We start from the raw sequence: 16,656 nt of genomic DNA on the forward strand, positions 1-16,656 counted from the left end.
GATGTAATTAATTGATAAACAAGGTACTTTAAAGTAAAAAATATGAACTTAGGTATTGTTTCGGATGCTATATACCTTGTTTCAGGTGGTGTATACCATGTTTCATATACTGTATAATTTGTTCCAAAAAAAAGCAGGTTTTGACTGTTCAATTAGTCATGAAGGATAAATAAATCGAAAGCTGAATCAGATCAGTAATGAAAAACCGGTTTTTAGGCTAAAAAAATTATCTTTTCTAAATAAGGTATGGATTAAATAGAGAATAAAAAAACCATTGCCGATTACACGCCAATGGCTTTTTGCATTTCCCGATCTATGTTTATATTGAATCCAAGGTAAATGATTGCCTAAAACATTGGTTTAGCTATTGATTCATTGGCTTTAGACTTTGTTCCAATTCATGCCAAAAGCTGATTATGCCTGTTTATTAATCCAGAAAGAAATCCATTAAAAGTTGTATCCTGAGAACAGCCTTCAAAAATTGGTTCTCAGGCTTTGAAGAATTATCACCCTTTTCTAAAAAAGCTCGGGGCTTCCCCAAATTCCTTGGTAAACTCTTGCGTAAAATGGCTGGGATTGCCATAACCTACAGCGTAGCCAATTTCTGAAATATTCAAGGCTGAATTTAGCAATAGGTTCTTTGCTTCCTGCATGCGTATCGTCCTTATGACTTGGGATGTGGACTTATTGGTCAGGGCCTTCAATTTACGATGAAGCTGAGTTCGGCTTACTGCCAGTTCCTTGCACAATTCCCCAATGCCAAACTCCTCACTTTCCAAATGAGCAACCACGATGGAGCGAAGCTTTTTCAGGAAAGCATCCTCTTGTATTTCGGCAGGGGTTTCGGGTGTTCCTTCAGGGTTGAGTGTGACATAGCGAGCTGAAAGTTTTTGTCGTACCTCAATCAATTTCCGCAGTCGGACTTCCAGCTCTTTCTTCTCAAAGGGCTTGGAAATGTAGGCATCCGCTCCTCTTTCGAGACCTTCCAATCGGGATTCCAGATCTGCTTTGGCAGTAAGTACGATGATAGGAATATGGCTGGTTCGTTCATCTTTTTTTAGTCCTTCGACGAGTTCGTAGCCGTCCTTTTCTGGCATCATCACGTCACTGACGATGATGTCTGGAATCATTTCAATGGCCAATTGGATGCCTTGGAGGCCATTTCTGGCTTTTTGGATTTTGTATTTGTCTTGGAGGCAGAGCTCCAGATAGCTCAATACATCTTCATTGTCTTCCACCAGTAAGGCCAGGGGGAGACTTTCATCGTACCCTTCCTCTGCTCCAATAGGAGATGCCTCCATCAATTCTGTGATCGTTGACTGTGGTTGTTGGACCAATTCTCCAGCATTTCCTTTTGGTGCTTCTTTTAGTATGGGTAGTCTAACTGTAAATTCCGTACCCTTTCCCATCTGACTGCTGACTTCTATGGTTCCGGACATAAGCAACACCAGCTCTTTGGTGAGCGCCAGGCCAATTCCTGTTCCCTCATCTGACCTCGTAGCCGAATCATCTACCTGATAAAAACGATCAAAAATATTGGGTAAATGCTGGGAAGGAATTCCTTTGCCGGTATCCTTCACTTTGATTTCCAAAAAATCTCCCACTTCTCTGGAGCTGATCTTTTCCATTTTAATGTAAATATCACCTCCAGGTGGCGTGAATTTTACAGCATTTCCTACCAGATTGGAAAAAATGGCCTGAATTTTCTCCGGATCAAAGTCCATGTACAACTCCTCAAACCCGGGGAGTAGGTGCAATCGGATATCCTTGGAATCAGCCAGGGAATGAAAAGACTCGGTCAGGTATTTGAGATAACCCAAGATATCGTCATGGATCATTTTTGCGGACAATTTACCCGACTGAAGTTTGGATAGATCCAGCATTTGGTTGATCAGTCTGAGCAGTTGGGCACTATTCCTTTTAATCATTGGAAGTCCCTCTTTCATAGTCTCAATCGAAGGTTGTGATAATATATGATCTGCAATACCTGAAATCACTGTCAAGGGCGTCCTGAATTCATGCGTCAAATTGGTGTAGATTCTGGTTTTGACCTGATCGAGGTCTTGGAGCCTAATTACTTCTGCTTGGGCAAGTTTTCTACGGAGTAAGAATCCATAAACCCAATAAAGCAATAAAAACAGCAACAAAGTATAGGAAAGCCAAGCCCACCATTGGGTAAACCAAGGCGGCATCACAGTAATGGAAACAGATCGCTGCCCCACTTTCCCATACCGGTTAGTCGCCTGTACATGAAAAATATATTCTCCCGGCGGTAATGCATAATAGCCGGCAGTGTATGAAGCTCCGCTCCGCCAGTTTTCATCAAAGTTTTCGAGCTTATATCGAAGGTTTTTCTCAGACTCCAATGTCACGAAATCAATACTGCCAAATTCAAACGTAAAGGTATTCTGATGGTGAGGCAACCGTATCTCACTGGTTTCATTGAGAGGTTTTGGCAGGATTTTTTTATCAGTTTGAGATGAAATAGTACGATCTCCTAGAAAAAAAGCTGATAAATAAGGGGCAGGTTCGATTGGATATTGGTTTTCCAATTCTGCTGGCATGAAAGAAAAATAGCCGGTGGCATTTCCGACAAAAACCTCTTTATTCTTGGAAATAAATGCGTTTTTAGAGTAAAAGCCAGTTTGGTTGGGTTTTTTCCAACTGTACCCAAATAAGGCTGCGTTTTTAGTTTCGGGATCCAATCGAATGAACCCAATATCTGTGTACAACCAAAGCAATTTTGAATCATCCTCTACTAATCCTGTGATGAGAAGCAAATCTGTAATTAGACCGGTATTGTCGTAGTACCGATTGAAAATCCCTGTTTCCGGATCTAATAAAAAAAACCCTGACCTGTAGGAACTGGCCCAAATTCGCTTTTTGCTATCTTCATAAATTTCGAAAATAGCCGCCCCTGTTTTATCCAAAACTCTTTCAAAATCAGCTGATTCTTTCCGATAGAGGTTAATACCATTACCTGTACCTACCCAAACTCTTCCATTGGAATCTTGAAGGAGACTATGCACATCGAATGCGCTTAAACTGTTGGGATTTTTTGGGTTAGGGGTAAAATGCGTGAATTTTCCGCTTTTTGAATTGAAGAGGTCAAGCCCCCTATTTGTGCCTATCCAGATAGTATCCTCATCGACAGGCAAAATGACATATTGAAACAAAGAGGAAAGACCGTTTTTACCATTCTCCTCCGGTCCATATAGCTTGTAGGTCATTGTCTGTCGATCGAAAAAGTACGCTCCGCCCCATCTGTTACCGACCCATAAATTGTATGCTTGGTCAAATTTAAGATCCGTGATTGTTACTGATCTCAATGTATTTTGGACAAAAGTGAAAAAACTATCCCTCGATTGGTTCACGTCATGGCCAAACACGCCTTGCCCGGTTCCAATCCAAACGCCAGCTTCTTGGTCTTGGGCAAAGACCATTGCCCGTGTTCCGATAGGGGTGTGTTCAAAATAATTTTTAAAGGTAGAGATTTGAAACAACACTTGATTCTCTGTCTCGGGCTCCCATCCCGAAACCCACATAAGATTATCCCTGGTTTTCAGCAAGGACCGAAAATCATTTTTCTCCATGTAATTCGGTCCAGTTCCCGAAATTCCAAAAAACTCAATGGTCTTCGATTTCGGATTGTATCGGTTGATCCCTCCTGCATAAGTTCCGATCCAAATACAACCTTGAGAATCTTCATTGATAAAGGAAATGTGATCTACTGCAAAGAGAGCGTTTGGGTTGACAGGAGGGCGGGAAAGTGCATTCGGGTTGCCGGGAATATTCGGCAATCTTTGAAATGTGCCTTGTTCCCGGTTCATGATATGGAGTCCATCCCCATCTGAACCGACATAAAAATTACCTTTGCTGTCCTCAAATATAGCCCTGACCCTATTACTAATTAGGGAGGCCGAATCTTTTGGATCATGTCTAAAGTGAGTGATCCGACCAGACTCTTTTTCAAACTTATATAATCCAGAAGAAGGGTGTTCCTCAAAATCGAACGCATTGCCTGCGCCAATCCAAATCCGTCCGGCATGATCCTCATAGATACTTCTTACTGCTGCCTCTGCAATGGAGCGACCGGCAGGAGTGTCGTCTTGGATATGAACAAAATGCCCGGTCTTCCTGTCCAAGGTATCGAGTCCTTTTGCTGTTCCAATCCATAAAGTACCCGAGCGATCTTCCAGAAGAGCATAGACCCGATTGTCGCGAAGACTGGTGGTATCGCTTGAATCATTTTGGTAATGTGTAAAAGTTTCCTTAGAGGTATCAAGTCTATCCAAGCCCTCATGAACGCTCCCAATCCAGATAATCCCACCTTTTCCTGCATATAGGCATTCCAGCCGGTTTGTATGAAGCGAGCTGCTGTCATTTGGATTGGACTTAAAATACTTTTTATTCGTCCCATCGTATCTTACCAAACCATTGTGGTTATCCGCAAGCCAGATGAAGCCCATATCGTCCTGGCACATTCCCATAATATTGGTACGATTTGGATCAAATATGTGAGGAATAGTTGTGATTTTAACCTCCTGACTTTTACATAGAAAAGAGATGGTGATAAAAATGAAAAACAGAAAAAAAGTACGAATCATTGGTTTTTAAGTGGTTTCTTATCAACAACTTAAATAAAATTTATTTAAATTCCTAAGTCAAATTTTAACAATTTTAAAATGTTGAAGAAGGAATATTTCCTGCTTCGAACTACTAAGGTTAGACAATTCCCGTTCGGAAAGAAATCCTATGCATTGGGGAAGAAATCCATGCCTTTCGTCCTAAGTCAGGGTTTATGACCATTGATTTTTTATCTTACATTCAAATGCATTTACCAAACGCTTCATCTGAATTGGGAATCAAAAATGACTTTATTTATGAGGGACTGGCCCATAAGGGAAACGTTAAGTTCCTATTTTTTCATTTCAGTTTTTATGCGCTTCATGCCATTGTATTCTACATTATTTTCATTTGAAAATCCATAGGCAAATATTCCCAAATACCCGGATTTTTGAGACCCGGATGTTTTCCTTATATTTCTGATTATAACATACAAAAAATAACATAAATTGGAGAAATCGTCATGCTGACATAGGAAAGCCTGCCCCAATGCTTTCGGGGCATCTCCAGAGGATCAGTAAATGATAAAATTAGCCTAAATAGAACCTTGTAAGATACCTCGTACTTACTATTGACAGGAACGTGCGTCACTCTAAGGGAAGCGAAGAGTCTCCTATTATATGGGAGATCCCCCGCAATACTTCGGGGCAGGCATTCGACTCCGCAGGCTCCGTCTCAGTATGAGGAGGCACACTGTATGTAATAACCTTTCTGTAAATTCCAAAATTTTCAATACTCAACATGAAAAATACCATCTTCCTATCCTTATTTCTGGTCTTTTCTTTAAGTTCTTTTGGACAAAACATCTGGACTGCAGAGAAAATCATGCAGTATAAAAACATTACTGCTACAAACATTTCCCCTGATGGAAAATTCATTGCCTATGTCGTGAATGTTCCCGTAATGGAAGGAGAAAAATCAGAATACAACAGTCAACTTTGGGTGGCTGCCACTGACGGAACTATGGATGTGCAGTATACCCGTGGTGAAAAATCCTCCACTGCCCCCCAATTCTCACCGGATGGAAAACAGATTGCGTTCCTTTCCAACCGTATTGACAACAAGAATCAGATTTTTGTCTTACGTCTTATGGGCGGAGAAGCCGAACAGATTACCTTCACAAAATCAGGAGTAAGCTCATTTAAATGGTCTCCAGATGGCAAGCACATCGCCTACCTGATGAAAGATCCTGAAACCGAAGAAGAGGAAAAGAGAAAAAAGGAAAAGACCGATGTAATATTGGTAGACAAAGACTATAAATACAATCATATCTATACCATCTCAATTGAGGCGGCAAAAGACGGTAACCGTAAAACGAAACAATTGACCGGAGGCACCTATCATGTGAATGGTTTCGATTGGTCACCCGATGGCAGCACGATTGCATTTTCTTTTGCCCCTAATCCCACCATCAATGATGGAGGACTGGAATCCGATATTGCGACCATTCCGGCAGACAGCGGAAAAGTAACAACTATTGTAAAAAGACCCGGAGTGGATACAGGCCCTAGATATTCACCGGATGGCAAATGGATAGCCTTTCAGTCTTCAGGTGGAAGACCCGAAAGAGTGGGACTTACGGATATATATAAAGTTGCTGCAAATGGAGGCGAAGTGATTGAACTTCAAAAAACACCGGATCGTAGTGCTAACATCGTCGCTTGGTCTGAAGACGGAACCCATCTTTTTATTGCTGAAAATTACAAAACCTCTCAGGCTTTGGTAGCCCTGCCTTCGAGCAGTGATCTGCAATTGCCCAAGGGAGATTACTTGGCCTATTCAGAATCTGAATTGCCTATTCTGACTTCGACAAATGGCTCGGCGGGGGCATTTTCGGTAAGTAAATCCGGAAATCGGATCAGCTTCACCTTCGAAGATGTGAATACCCCAAAAGAGGTGTTTACCGCAGGAATCCGGGGTGAAAACGCAAAGAAAATAAGCAGTATCAATTCCAATTTCGATGCCCCTCCCCTTGGAAAAACCGAGGTGATTTCATGGAAATCAAAGGATGGCTTGGTCATAGAAGGAATTCTCACCTATCCGGTCGATTATCAACCGGGCAAAAAATACCCGATTATCCTGCAAATTCATGGAGGACCGGCAGGAGTATTCTCGCAAACCTATACCGGTGCGCCCTCTATTTACATGACCCAGTTTTTTGCGCAGCATGGATTTATCGTGCTACGTCCCAATCCACGGGGCAGCACAGGCTATGGAAAAGATTTCCGTTATGCCAATGTACGCGATTGGGGTTTTGGGGATTATGAGGATCTAATTACGGGAGTGGATCATGTCTTGGATATGGGAATTGCCGACAGCAATAATCAGTTTGTCATGGGTTGGAGTTATGGAGGCTATATGACCAGTTGGATCGTGACCCAAACCGATCGGTTCAACGCAGCCAGCATGGGCGCCGGTTTACCCAACTTGATCTCTATGGTGACTACTACTGATATTCCTGACTACATTGTGGTGCATGCCGGTGGCAAAGAATATTGGGAAGATTACGAGGAGTACGAAAAACATTCTGCCATCTACTACATGAAAAATGTGGTCACTCCCACTCAGGTAATTCACGGTGCCAATGATTTGCGTGTGCCCCTCGCTCAGGGTCAGGAGTTCTATAATTCCTTGAAACGAAAAGGAGTGGACACAGAAATGATCATGTATCCCCGCACGCCGCATGGACCCACTGAACCCAAATTCCTGATGGATGTTTCCCCGCGCATTTTGACCTGGTTTGAGAAATATATGAAGTGATAGATATAGATGTGAGGCTTTAGGGTTGATTTTTGATTGGCTCATCCCCATACTTCCAGCCAAAAATTCTTAATAAACTTAAAGGTTCGATCAATTTGCTTATGTATGATTCTATAAAACCTATTTAATTAGGATAAATAGAAATGAATATTTTAGAATTTTCAAAAATTTTTTTAGGAATTCCGGGCAGTTACGCGATCGAATCCGGGACCTTTATGCACGTACAAACATTGAAGAAATGGTAGCCGACGTAAGTCCTTTTTTTTTTATCCGGCCGATGAAAAGAAAATCAGGTTGTTTTTACCAATTATTGAACAGGCAGATTTGGGTTAAAATAAACCCTCCTTCGGGAAATAAACCCTCCTTCGGGAAATAAAACCCCACATTGGGGAAGAAATCCATGCATTTCATCCTAACTCATCCTTCTCGAACCATGGGATTTTTTAATTTAATAAAAGAATAGCCAGTCCAAGCGGATTTTCAATTCGATTGTTAACCCTTAAATAAAAACCAATGAAAAAGCTCCTAGTACCATTTCTGGCCATTTTATTCCTGGCGTCCTGTGGAATGGAAAGCGTGACCGACATGCAGCCAGATCAAGAAGTCACCTCCGAAGACCTCCTTATCGAAGGGATTGGCACAGATAAATTAAACGAAAACATGCGGTTAGCACCTGCCGGATCGTGTGAAAGTGATTGTATTGAACAGGGAGGTTCAGTTTTCTTTTCTGTTTCCGATGTGGCTACGCTAAGGGTTGGCAGAAACACAAAATCGGTAAACTACTCCGCTTACAACACCGAAACAGATTTTGTAGTGGAAGTGACCTATGCCATTACTGCCGGACCTCCAAATGCAAAGGCCACCATTAGGATTGATATTGCCGGCAATATAATGGAATACACAGATGTGAGTTCAGGCAGCAAGGTTAGCCATACTGTGCCTCTTGCTGAGGGCTGGGCCGGATGCGACGAAGTTACCTTTAGCGTAGTACAGGAGGGATTAGGTGCTCCAATCACATTCAGCGAAAGCTATGCCTTAATACCTGTTTGTTCTGTCGTTGCACCTCCCCTTACGGTGGAGAAGACCGCGGTAGGCACCTACGACCGGACGGTTAACTGGCAGCTAATGAAAACCGTGAGCCAGGGCAGCCACACGGGCGCCCCCGGTGACGAGTTTCTCTCCAACTGGACGGTGACAGCCACCAAGTCAGAAATCTCCGCGAACTACTCTGTGACGGGGACCATCACGGTCACGAACCCGAACAGCTTCGCCGTGCCCTTCACCCTTGCTGACGTGCTCAATGACGGCACAGTTGCCGTCATCACGTGTCCAGGAACGGGTGACAACACGGGTACGGTGGCCGCCGGTGGCTCTGTTTCCTGCGCCTACTCCGCCGCTCCGAAGGATGGCAGCGCGACCCTGAACACAGCCACCGTGACATTTGATGTAGGTTCGGGCTTGACCAACGCTAGCGCAACCGCTGATGTAACTTTCACCGAGAATCTCATCGGCGACGAAGCTGTCACGTTGAGCGATCCGCGGGTCGCGTACTCCGAGCTGATTTCGACTACCACCGTTGAAATCTTTACGGAGACATTCACCTGTCCAACAGACCAGAGTCTGTACACCGACGGGGTTTACATGGAGACTTTTACGAACATCGCATACCTCGATGGGGACAACACCGACTTGGAGGCCTCAGCCGAAGTGACCATCAATTGCTATTTGCCTTCATCTGAATGCTTCTCACCTGATTTCTGGAGCCAGAACACCAAGTTTTGGACCGGATACGACCCGAGTGATCTGTATGCTGATGTCTTCGGGGTCCCCCGCTTTGGCACATTGCTGGAGAACGTTACTGCCAACGGTGGTGGCGCCAACGCACTGGCCCGTCACTCGGTGGCCGCCATTCTGAACGCCACCAGAACCGAAGTGGGCTACGACCTGACGGTGTCTGAGATCATCGCCGGCGTACAGGCGGCCTACGCTTCGGGTGACTTCGAGTCCTTCAAGAACGTACTCGAGGTAGAAAACGAAAAGGAATGCCTTATAAGATAATCATTGGAAATAGGTGAAGCATACCAGGGTGGAATAATTGCCTATATCTTACAGCCGGGTGACGAGGGCTATGATACCAAAGTAACCCACGGCATAATAGCTGCTCCAGTCGACCAAAGTACAGGTATTCAATGGTACAACGGAAGTTATACAACAACAGGGGTAACAGGCACAGCCTTGGGCACAGGGCAGGCAAATACAACAGCCATTGTAAACAGCCAGGGATCCGGAAGCTATGCTGCACAACTCTGCAATGATTTAGTTTTAAATGATTATGACGAATGGTATTTACCTAGCAAAGATGAGTTGAACAAACTTTATCTGAATAGAGAGGCAATTGGTGGTTTTTTAATTAGTGTCCTCTATTGGAGTTCTACAGAGAACGCCGCCCTGTATGCGTGGACTCATGACCTCAATGGTTTCCAGGTCTTCAACATTAAGGACCTCAGGCTTAGGGTTCGTGCAGTTCGGACCTTTTAACCATATAGCTATTAAAATATTACCGCGCAGCGGTCGCATTTTTGAGAAACTGGCAGGGAGTAAATCCTTGCCAGTTTTTTGTTTTAAAAGGTTAGAAGAAAGTTTAATAAATCTAACCAGACGGTAGCAAGGGCTAAAATCATGATGATTGGATTTAGAAAATAGTCTGAAGAGTTATCAAGAATTCTATCATAAATTTCAGAACGAACTGAATCACCTTCTCTTCCAAAATATCTCCTTCGGAAAATAAATCCCGATATTGGGGAAGAAATCCATGTCTTTCGTCCCAACTCATCCATCTCGAACCATGGGATTTTTTAATTTAATAAAAGAATAGCCAGTCCAAGCGGATTTTCAATTCGATTGTTAACCCTTATTTAAAAACTATGAAAAAGCTCCTTATACCTTTCCTCGCCATTTTATTTCTGGCTTCCTGTGAAATGGAAAGCATAAATGACATACAGCCCGAACAGGAAATCTCCTCTGCAGACCTTCTCAGTGAAGGAGATGCCGAAGATATTTTAAACTCACAAATGCGGATAGGAACCAGCCTTGAAATAGCCAAGACAGTGTTAGCGACCTACGACCGGACGGTGAGTTGGGTGGTCGAAAAGACCGTGAGCCAGGACAAGCACATGGGCGCCCCTGGTGACGAGTTCTTGGTCAACTGGACTGTGGAGGCCACCAAGTCCGAGAACATCGGGAACTACAAGGTCACGGGGTCCATCTCGGTCACCAACCCGAACGACTTCTCTGTTCCCTTCACCCTTTCCGACGTACTGAATGATGGCACTGGAGCCATAATCGTATGCCCTGGGACCAATGACAACACTGGTACAGTGCCCGCCGGTGGCTCCGTCTCCTGCGACTACTCGGCCTCGCCGTTTGACGCCAGCGCCACGGAGAACGAAGCCACCGTGACCTCGGACGTCGGTGGGAACTCCACGACCGAGGGCTTCGCCTGGTCGGTGAACGTCATCGGTGACGATGCGGTCACATTGAGCGATCCCAGGGTTGCCTACTCCAAGCTGATCTCCGAGACCACGGTCGAAATCTTCCCGGAGACCTTCACCTGTCCGGCCGACCAGAGCCTGTACATTGACGGGGTCTACACCGAGACTTATACGAACACCGCCTACCTCGATGGGGCGAACACCGACCTTGAGGCCTCGGCGGAGGTAAGTATCCGCTGCGAGTTGCCCCCGAGCGATGGGTGTGCACTGACCCAAGGATACTGGAAGACGCACTCCGAGTTCGGACCCGCCCCGTATGATGATACCTGGGCCCTGTTACCTAGCGGGGCCAGCACGACGTTTTACCTCAGCGGTTCCACCTGGATACAAGTGTTCAACACTGCGCCAGCCAGGAATGCCTACTATCAGCTAGCCCACCATTTTATGGCGGCAAAGCTGAACGTGCTGAACGGTGCCAGCCCATCGGCGGTCTCATCTGAACTCAGCGCTGCGGAAGCGCTTTTCAATACCTATACTCCGGCTCAGATAGCCGCGGAATCCCCAAACAGTCCTCTCCGCGCCCAGATGCTCACCCTTGCATCGACGCTAGACAATTATAACAACGGCATCATTGGCCCGGGACACTGCAACTGATGCAATAAGGCTCGACATCACGTCGCGCTAGTCGATTTACGAAGTGGGGAGCGCATTCACGCTCCCCGTTTTGCTTTTGAATGGTTAATTCAACCCTGCATGCCATCAGGCAGGTACTTTGTGATTAATGGATAAATTGAAAAGGCCAATAATAGATCTATCCATTTCAGTGTATATCAATTGCTGTTTCTATGATTCCTTAAGAGCTTGCCCGCCGCTACGGGGAATCAATTCGGTTAGCCTCTCATGCCAATGTGGGGCAAATAATGATAATCAAGCCCAGATCCCCCAACTCTGAAAGCCTGTCTGCTGACAGATAGAAGTTGAATTTGAAAAAAATACCTCCTGAATTTCAATCACAAGAAATATTTTTCATCAAACCGGATCCCATTCTCATCCAAAATTTCTCCTTCGGAAAATAAATCCCCTTATTGGGGAAGAAAATCCAGCATTTCGTCCTAAGCCAAGGTTTCTGAACCATTGAATTTTTTACCTTAATCCCAAATGCATTCATCAAACATTTGAAATGTAACACAAAGCTCAGTCCCTCAAACAGCTAAAATTCCTATTTACCTTGAACATGATAAAAAAATCCATCCATCCCCATTTTTCAAACCCCCTATGCAAACCACCCAAGAAGGATTAAAAAGGGAAGTCGGCGTATGGGGACTCTCGGCCAATATTGTCAATATCATGGTAGGCGCCGGCATCTTCGTTTTGCCTGCCATCATCGCCGAAACTATGGGGGCTTCCGGCGTCTTGGCTTACCTGTTTTGCGGATTGCTGATCGGTTTGGTCATGCTTTGTTTTGCAGAGGTTGGGAGCAAGGTGACCCATTCCGGTGGAGGATACGCTTATGTGGAGACTGCCTTTGGGGCTTATCCGGGATTTTTGGTTTCAATATTCTCTTTGATGGGAAGTATTTTTGCAGATGCGGCAGTTTCCAATGCCCTAGTGGAGATTTTGGCAATGCTTTTCCCGATTTTCAAGACTCCGCCTCTTAGAATATTTATCCTCTTTCTTTTATTTTCAGGCTTGGCCATCCTCAATGTCATTGGTGTCAAACAGGGAATTGGACTGGTCAAAATCACTACCGTCGCCAAATTGATTCCACTATTGCTACTTATTAGTTTTGGCTGGAAAGATGTACAATGGGTCAATTTATCTTGGGAATCTGAACCGACCATCCAAAAATTGGGAGAGGCTTCCCTGATCTTGTTTTTTGCTTTTATGGGTGGGGACGCGGGCTTGTCGATTGGTGGGGAAATCAAAAACCCACAAAAGACGGTACCCCGTGCGATTTTTATAGGGATTTCGGGAGTGCTATTGCTCTATATACTTATCCAATTGGTTTCTCAAGGAATTTTGGGCAATGAACTTCCAAATCAAAAAGAAGCACCTTTGGCAGAAGCTGCTGAAATTGTTTTTGGACCCGTAGGATATACCCTTCTTTTTGTTGGAACAGGGATATCCATGTTTGGAATGGTCAGTGGGCAGATCCTGAATATTCCAAGAGTGATTTTTAGACTTTCCCGGGATGGGGTGATTCCTTTCAGTAGGTTGGCTTCTATCCACCACAAATTCAAAACCCCATATTTGGCGATTTTGCTGTACAGCGGGCTGGGCTTTACCCTTGCCACCATAGGAGGCTTTAGGCAATTGGCCGTAATCGCCGCTTCAAGTGTGTTGCTGGTTTATTTTGGCGTTTCACTCTCGGTGATCGGTCTTCGAAGAAAGAGGGACTTGGATAATGGAGGTTTCAAAATTCCTTTTGGTTATACCGTTCCTATCCTTTCAGCAGGTATCATTCTTTTTTTCCTGTCCAATTTGACAGGATTTGAAATAAAAGGAATACTGACCCTGATTGTGGTTTTGACAGGGATTTATTTCCTGGGTAAGGTGTATCGGATGTGGAAGAAGAATAAAGGTTAGTAGGATAAAAAGAATCAATCAAAAAATACTTATCTTATTTAATATTTATCAGAGGCAAACTATTCACCAATACCAATTTAAAGCTTTCTGAAAAACAGATCTACAAATGAACCATCAGACCAGACCAATCATCTTCATAGCATTTTTTGGAATCCTGTTTTTTTCCTGTGAAAAAGAAATACCGACCCCTAAGTCTCCCAATATCCTTTTAATTATGGCCGATGACTTGGGTTATGCAGATATGGGTTCCTTTGGAGGAGACATTTCCACACCCAATCTGGATCAATTGGCCAAAGAGGGCATCCGTTTTAGCCGCTTTCATACAGCCCCGTTTTGTGCGGTAAGCAGGGCCATGTTGCTTTCGGGAAATTTTAACCATGTGGCCGGTATGGGTTCACAGGATTTGGTCACCGGAATTCCGGGATACGAAGGAAAACTCAGTGACCGGATTATTCCTGTTCCAGAACTTCTTCGCTCAGCAGGCTACCATACTTATATGGCCGGAAAATGGCATTTGGGAGGATCTGCTGAGGCCAATCCCGCCAACAGAGGTTTTGAAAAATCCTTTGTGACCCTGGAAGGTGGGGCCAACCACTACAGCGAAAGAGGTATTTTCCCGGATGTTCCGGTTTCTCTGTATACCGAAAATGGAGAAGAAGCCAATTGGCCTGAAGGCACATATTCCACGGATTTTTATACAGACAAACTGATATCCTACATCAATGCCGATCGGGAGGATGAACAGCCTTTCTTCGTCTTTGCCGCATATACTTCCCCGCATTGGCCGCTTCAAGTGGATTCAACCTACTGGAAAAAATATGAGGGCCGCTACGATGCCGGGTATGAGGACCTCCGTGAAAAGAGACTGGAATCCCTCAAAAAAGCCGGAATGATCCACCCTTCTGCGCAAACACCTCCCCTTCATCCCCGGGTCAAACCATGGGATTCGCTATCGCCCGAGGAACAGAAAAAAGAGGCCCGAAAGATGGAACTCTATGCCGGTATGGTGGAGAACCTGGACTATAACATCGGGCGTTTGATTTCCCATCTAAAGGAAACAGGCCAATACGAAAACACAATGATTGTTTTTCTGTCAGATAATGGCGCAGCTGCTGAGGACTTCTACTACCATGACTATTTTGGGCCTTTCCTCCGGGAAAATTACTCAGATACATTTGAAGATATGGGCCTGGAAAACTCCTTTATTTCCTACGGTCCTCAATGGGCAGAAGCAGGTGCTTCTCCTTTCAAATACTTTAAAGGCTTTACCACAGAGGGGGGAATGAACACTCCAATGATTATCTCCGGTCCTGGCATCGGCTCCAAAAACCAAATCAACCATCAATTTCTAACCATCATGGATCTGGCTCCGACTTTTTATGAACTTGCAGGAATAACCTACCCGAAATCCTGGAGGGGAAAAGAAATTGCAGGATTAGCTGGAAGCTCTATTTTATCTGCTTTGACCGGAGATCCAGATCCAATTCATGATTCCACTTATGTTTTTGGCTTGGAACATCAAGGGGATGCGATGCTCAGAAAGAGGAAATGGAAGCTTTTGAATACCAAAAAACCTTTTGAATTGGATAATTTCGAGCTATATGATTTGGAAAATGACCTATCCGAGCAACAGGATTTGAAAGATGTCCATCCTGAGAAATACAAGGAATTACTGTTGGAATGGGAAAAGTTTTCCAAACAGGTTGGCATCCGAACTCCAACACCCAAATCCGGCGAAAACCTAATGGATAACGATGGCAGATCTCGAAACTAATAAACTGAAACGCGAAGTCGGTATTTTAGGTGTAGTGACCAATGTACTCAGCATCTCAATTGGCAGTGGGATATTCCTACTGCCCGCATTGGTATTTGTGATTTTGGGAAACGGAAGTATTCTGGCCTATATTTTTTGTGGATTTATCTTTCTAGCGCTAGGTCTTTGTTTTGCTGAGGTCAGCAGCCGGGTTCCTGATACAGGAGGGATGTATGTCTATATCGAGCGGGCATTCGGTCCTTTGGCAGGTTTTCTTTCCAATTCGCTGTATTTGTTTGGGGTGGGTGTTTTGGCCTGTGCAGCCTTGCTTAATGCCATGGCAGATATCGCGGCTTCCTCTTTCCCTGTACTTGGGGAACTTTGGGCCAGGATAGGCTTTTTTTCGGTGATTTTGGGAATTATTTCTTTGCTCAGCATCCGGGGAATAAAAGACAGCATGATCTTCGTGAAGATCCTGACCTTCACCAAGGTATTGGCGATGCTGGTTCTGGTGACCTTTGGCCTTTCTGCCATTAGTTTGGATAACATTATTTGGAAAGGGTTTCCTGAATTTTCCAAAATCGGAGAAGCTTCCCTACTCTTGATTTTCGCATTTCTTGGTGGTGAATTGGCCCTGAGCGTGGGGGGTGAAATGAAAAATCCAAAGCGAACAGCCCCTTTGGGATTTGTGATTGGAATTTTCGGCGTTGTCTTGATTTTTTGTCTGATCCATTTGGCCGTTCAGGGAGTTCTTGGTCAGACTTTGCTCGAAAATCAGGAGGCTCCGTTGGCCGAATTAGCCAAAAACCTGGCAGGAAATACAGGGTTTCTTCTGATTCTTATCGTCTCATTTATTGCAGTATGGAGCACATTCAGTTCCATATTTTTACTGAAAAACCGCATTCTTTATGCAGGAGCAGTAGATGGAATCCTGCCAAAAGTATTTGCCAAACTTCACCCCAAATACGGCACTCCTGTCATCGCGATTGTTTTCCTGGCCATCCTGGAATTACTTATTGCAGGCACGGGAAGCTTTAGGTATTTGTTGATATTAGTCACTGGGAACTCCATCCTTATTTATTTAGGAGTGATCCTTGCCTTTTTTAAATTTAGATTAACAGATAAAAACCCAGGTCCTGAATTATTTAAAATCAAAGGAGGATACTTCCTTGGCACTTTTGCCCTGATTGCTTTGGTATGGATTTTTTTTCAACTGAGCCAAACCGAACTCCTGGGCATTGGGCTGTTCGTTCTCATGCTGTCCATAATCTATCAGCTCATAGCTTTCTATAAAAGAAAGAAACCTTCCATAAACCAACAAATTACATCCCTATGAAAAAAGCCACTCATCTTCCTTTTCATCCTGAGTCATATTTTTCCTTGTATTTTCAGAAAGTAATATTTGAAGCAAGTGAACTTCCTTCACAATTCAAATCATCA

General features: G+C 44.2%; 8 protein-coding genes. 7 read left to right on the forward strand and 1 reads right to left on the reverse strand.

Annotation, left to right across the window (positions count from 1 at the left end):
- Positions 1-506: 506 nt before the first annotated feature.
- A complete protein-coding gene (locus B9A52_RS06490) occupies positions 507-4,607 on the reverse strand; it encodes a hybrid sensor histidine kinase/response regulator transcription factor (protein WP_084119531.1) in 4,101 nt (1,366 codons plus the stop codon).
- A gap of 760 nt (positions 4,608-5,367) precedes the next feature.
- Here B9A52_RS06490 and B9A52_RS06500 point away from each other — a divergent pair.
- From B9A52_RS06500 to B9A52_RS06530, 7 genes are all read left to right on the forward strand, one after another.
- Positions 5,368-7,386: a S9 family peptidase gene (locus B9A52_RS06500; protein ID WP_084119533.1), complete on the forward strand. Its 2,019-nt coding sequence runs from the start codon at positions 5,368-5,370 to the stop codon at positions 7,384-7,386.
- A gap of 513 nt (positions 7,387-7,899) precedes the next feature.
- The gene (locus B9A52_RS06505) at positions 7,900-9,444 is read left to right on the forward strand and encodes a hypothetical protein (RefSeq protein WP_084119534.1); all 1,545 of its coding nucleotides are present in this window, start codon (positions 7,900-7,902) and stop codon (positions 9,442-9,444) included.
- A gap of 3 nt (positions 9,445-9,447) precedes the next feature.
- Positions 9,448-9,924, forward strand: coding sequence for an Lcl domain-containing protein (locus B9A52_RS06510; RefSeq protein ID WP_084119535.1), 477 nt, complete (start codon positions 9,448-9,450; stop codon positions 9,922-9,924).
- A 386-nt stretch (positions 9,925-10,310) separates the two neighbouring features.
- Positions 10,311-11,531: a hypothetical protein gene (locus B9A52_RS06515; protein WP_084119536.1), complete on the forward strand. Its 1,221-nt coding sequence runs from the start codon at positions 10,311-10,313 to the stop codon at positions 11,529-11,531.
- A gap of 621 nt (positions 11,532-12,152) precedes the next feature.
- On the forward strand, positions 12,153-13,463 hold the full coding sequence (locus B9A52_RS06520) for an APC family permease (protein WP_084119537.1): 1,311 nt from the start codon (positions 12,153-12,155) through the stop codon (positions 13,461-13,463).
- 106 nt (positions 13,464-13,569) lie between these two features.
- Positions 13,570-15,237, forward strand: coding sequence for an arylsulfatase (locus tag B9A52_RS06525; protein ID WP_084119538.1), 1,668 nt, complete (start codon positions 13,570-13,572; stop codon positions 15,235-15,237).
- Positions 15,218-16,552 (forward strand): APC family permease, encoded by a 1,335-nt coding sequence (locus B9A52_RS06530; RefSeq protein ID WP_084119539.1) that lies wholly within the window; start codon positions 15,218-15,220, stop codon positions 16,550-16,552. Before B9A52_RS06525 ends, B9A52_RS06530 begins: the two co-directional genes overlap by 20 nt.
- The last annotated feature ends 104 nt before the right edge of the window (positions 16,553-16,656 follow it).

Origin of the sequence: Aquiflexum balticum DSM 16537 (assembly GCF_900176595.1) — a bacterium.
Taxonomy (GTDB): Bacteria; Bacteroidota; Bacteroidia; order Cytophagales; family Cyclobacteriaceae; genus Aquiflexum; species Aquiflexum balticum.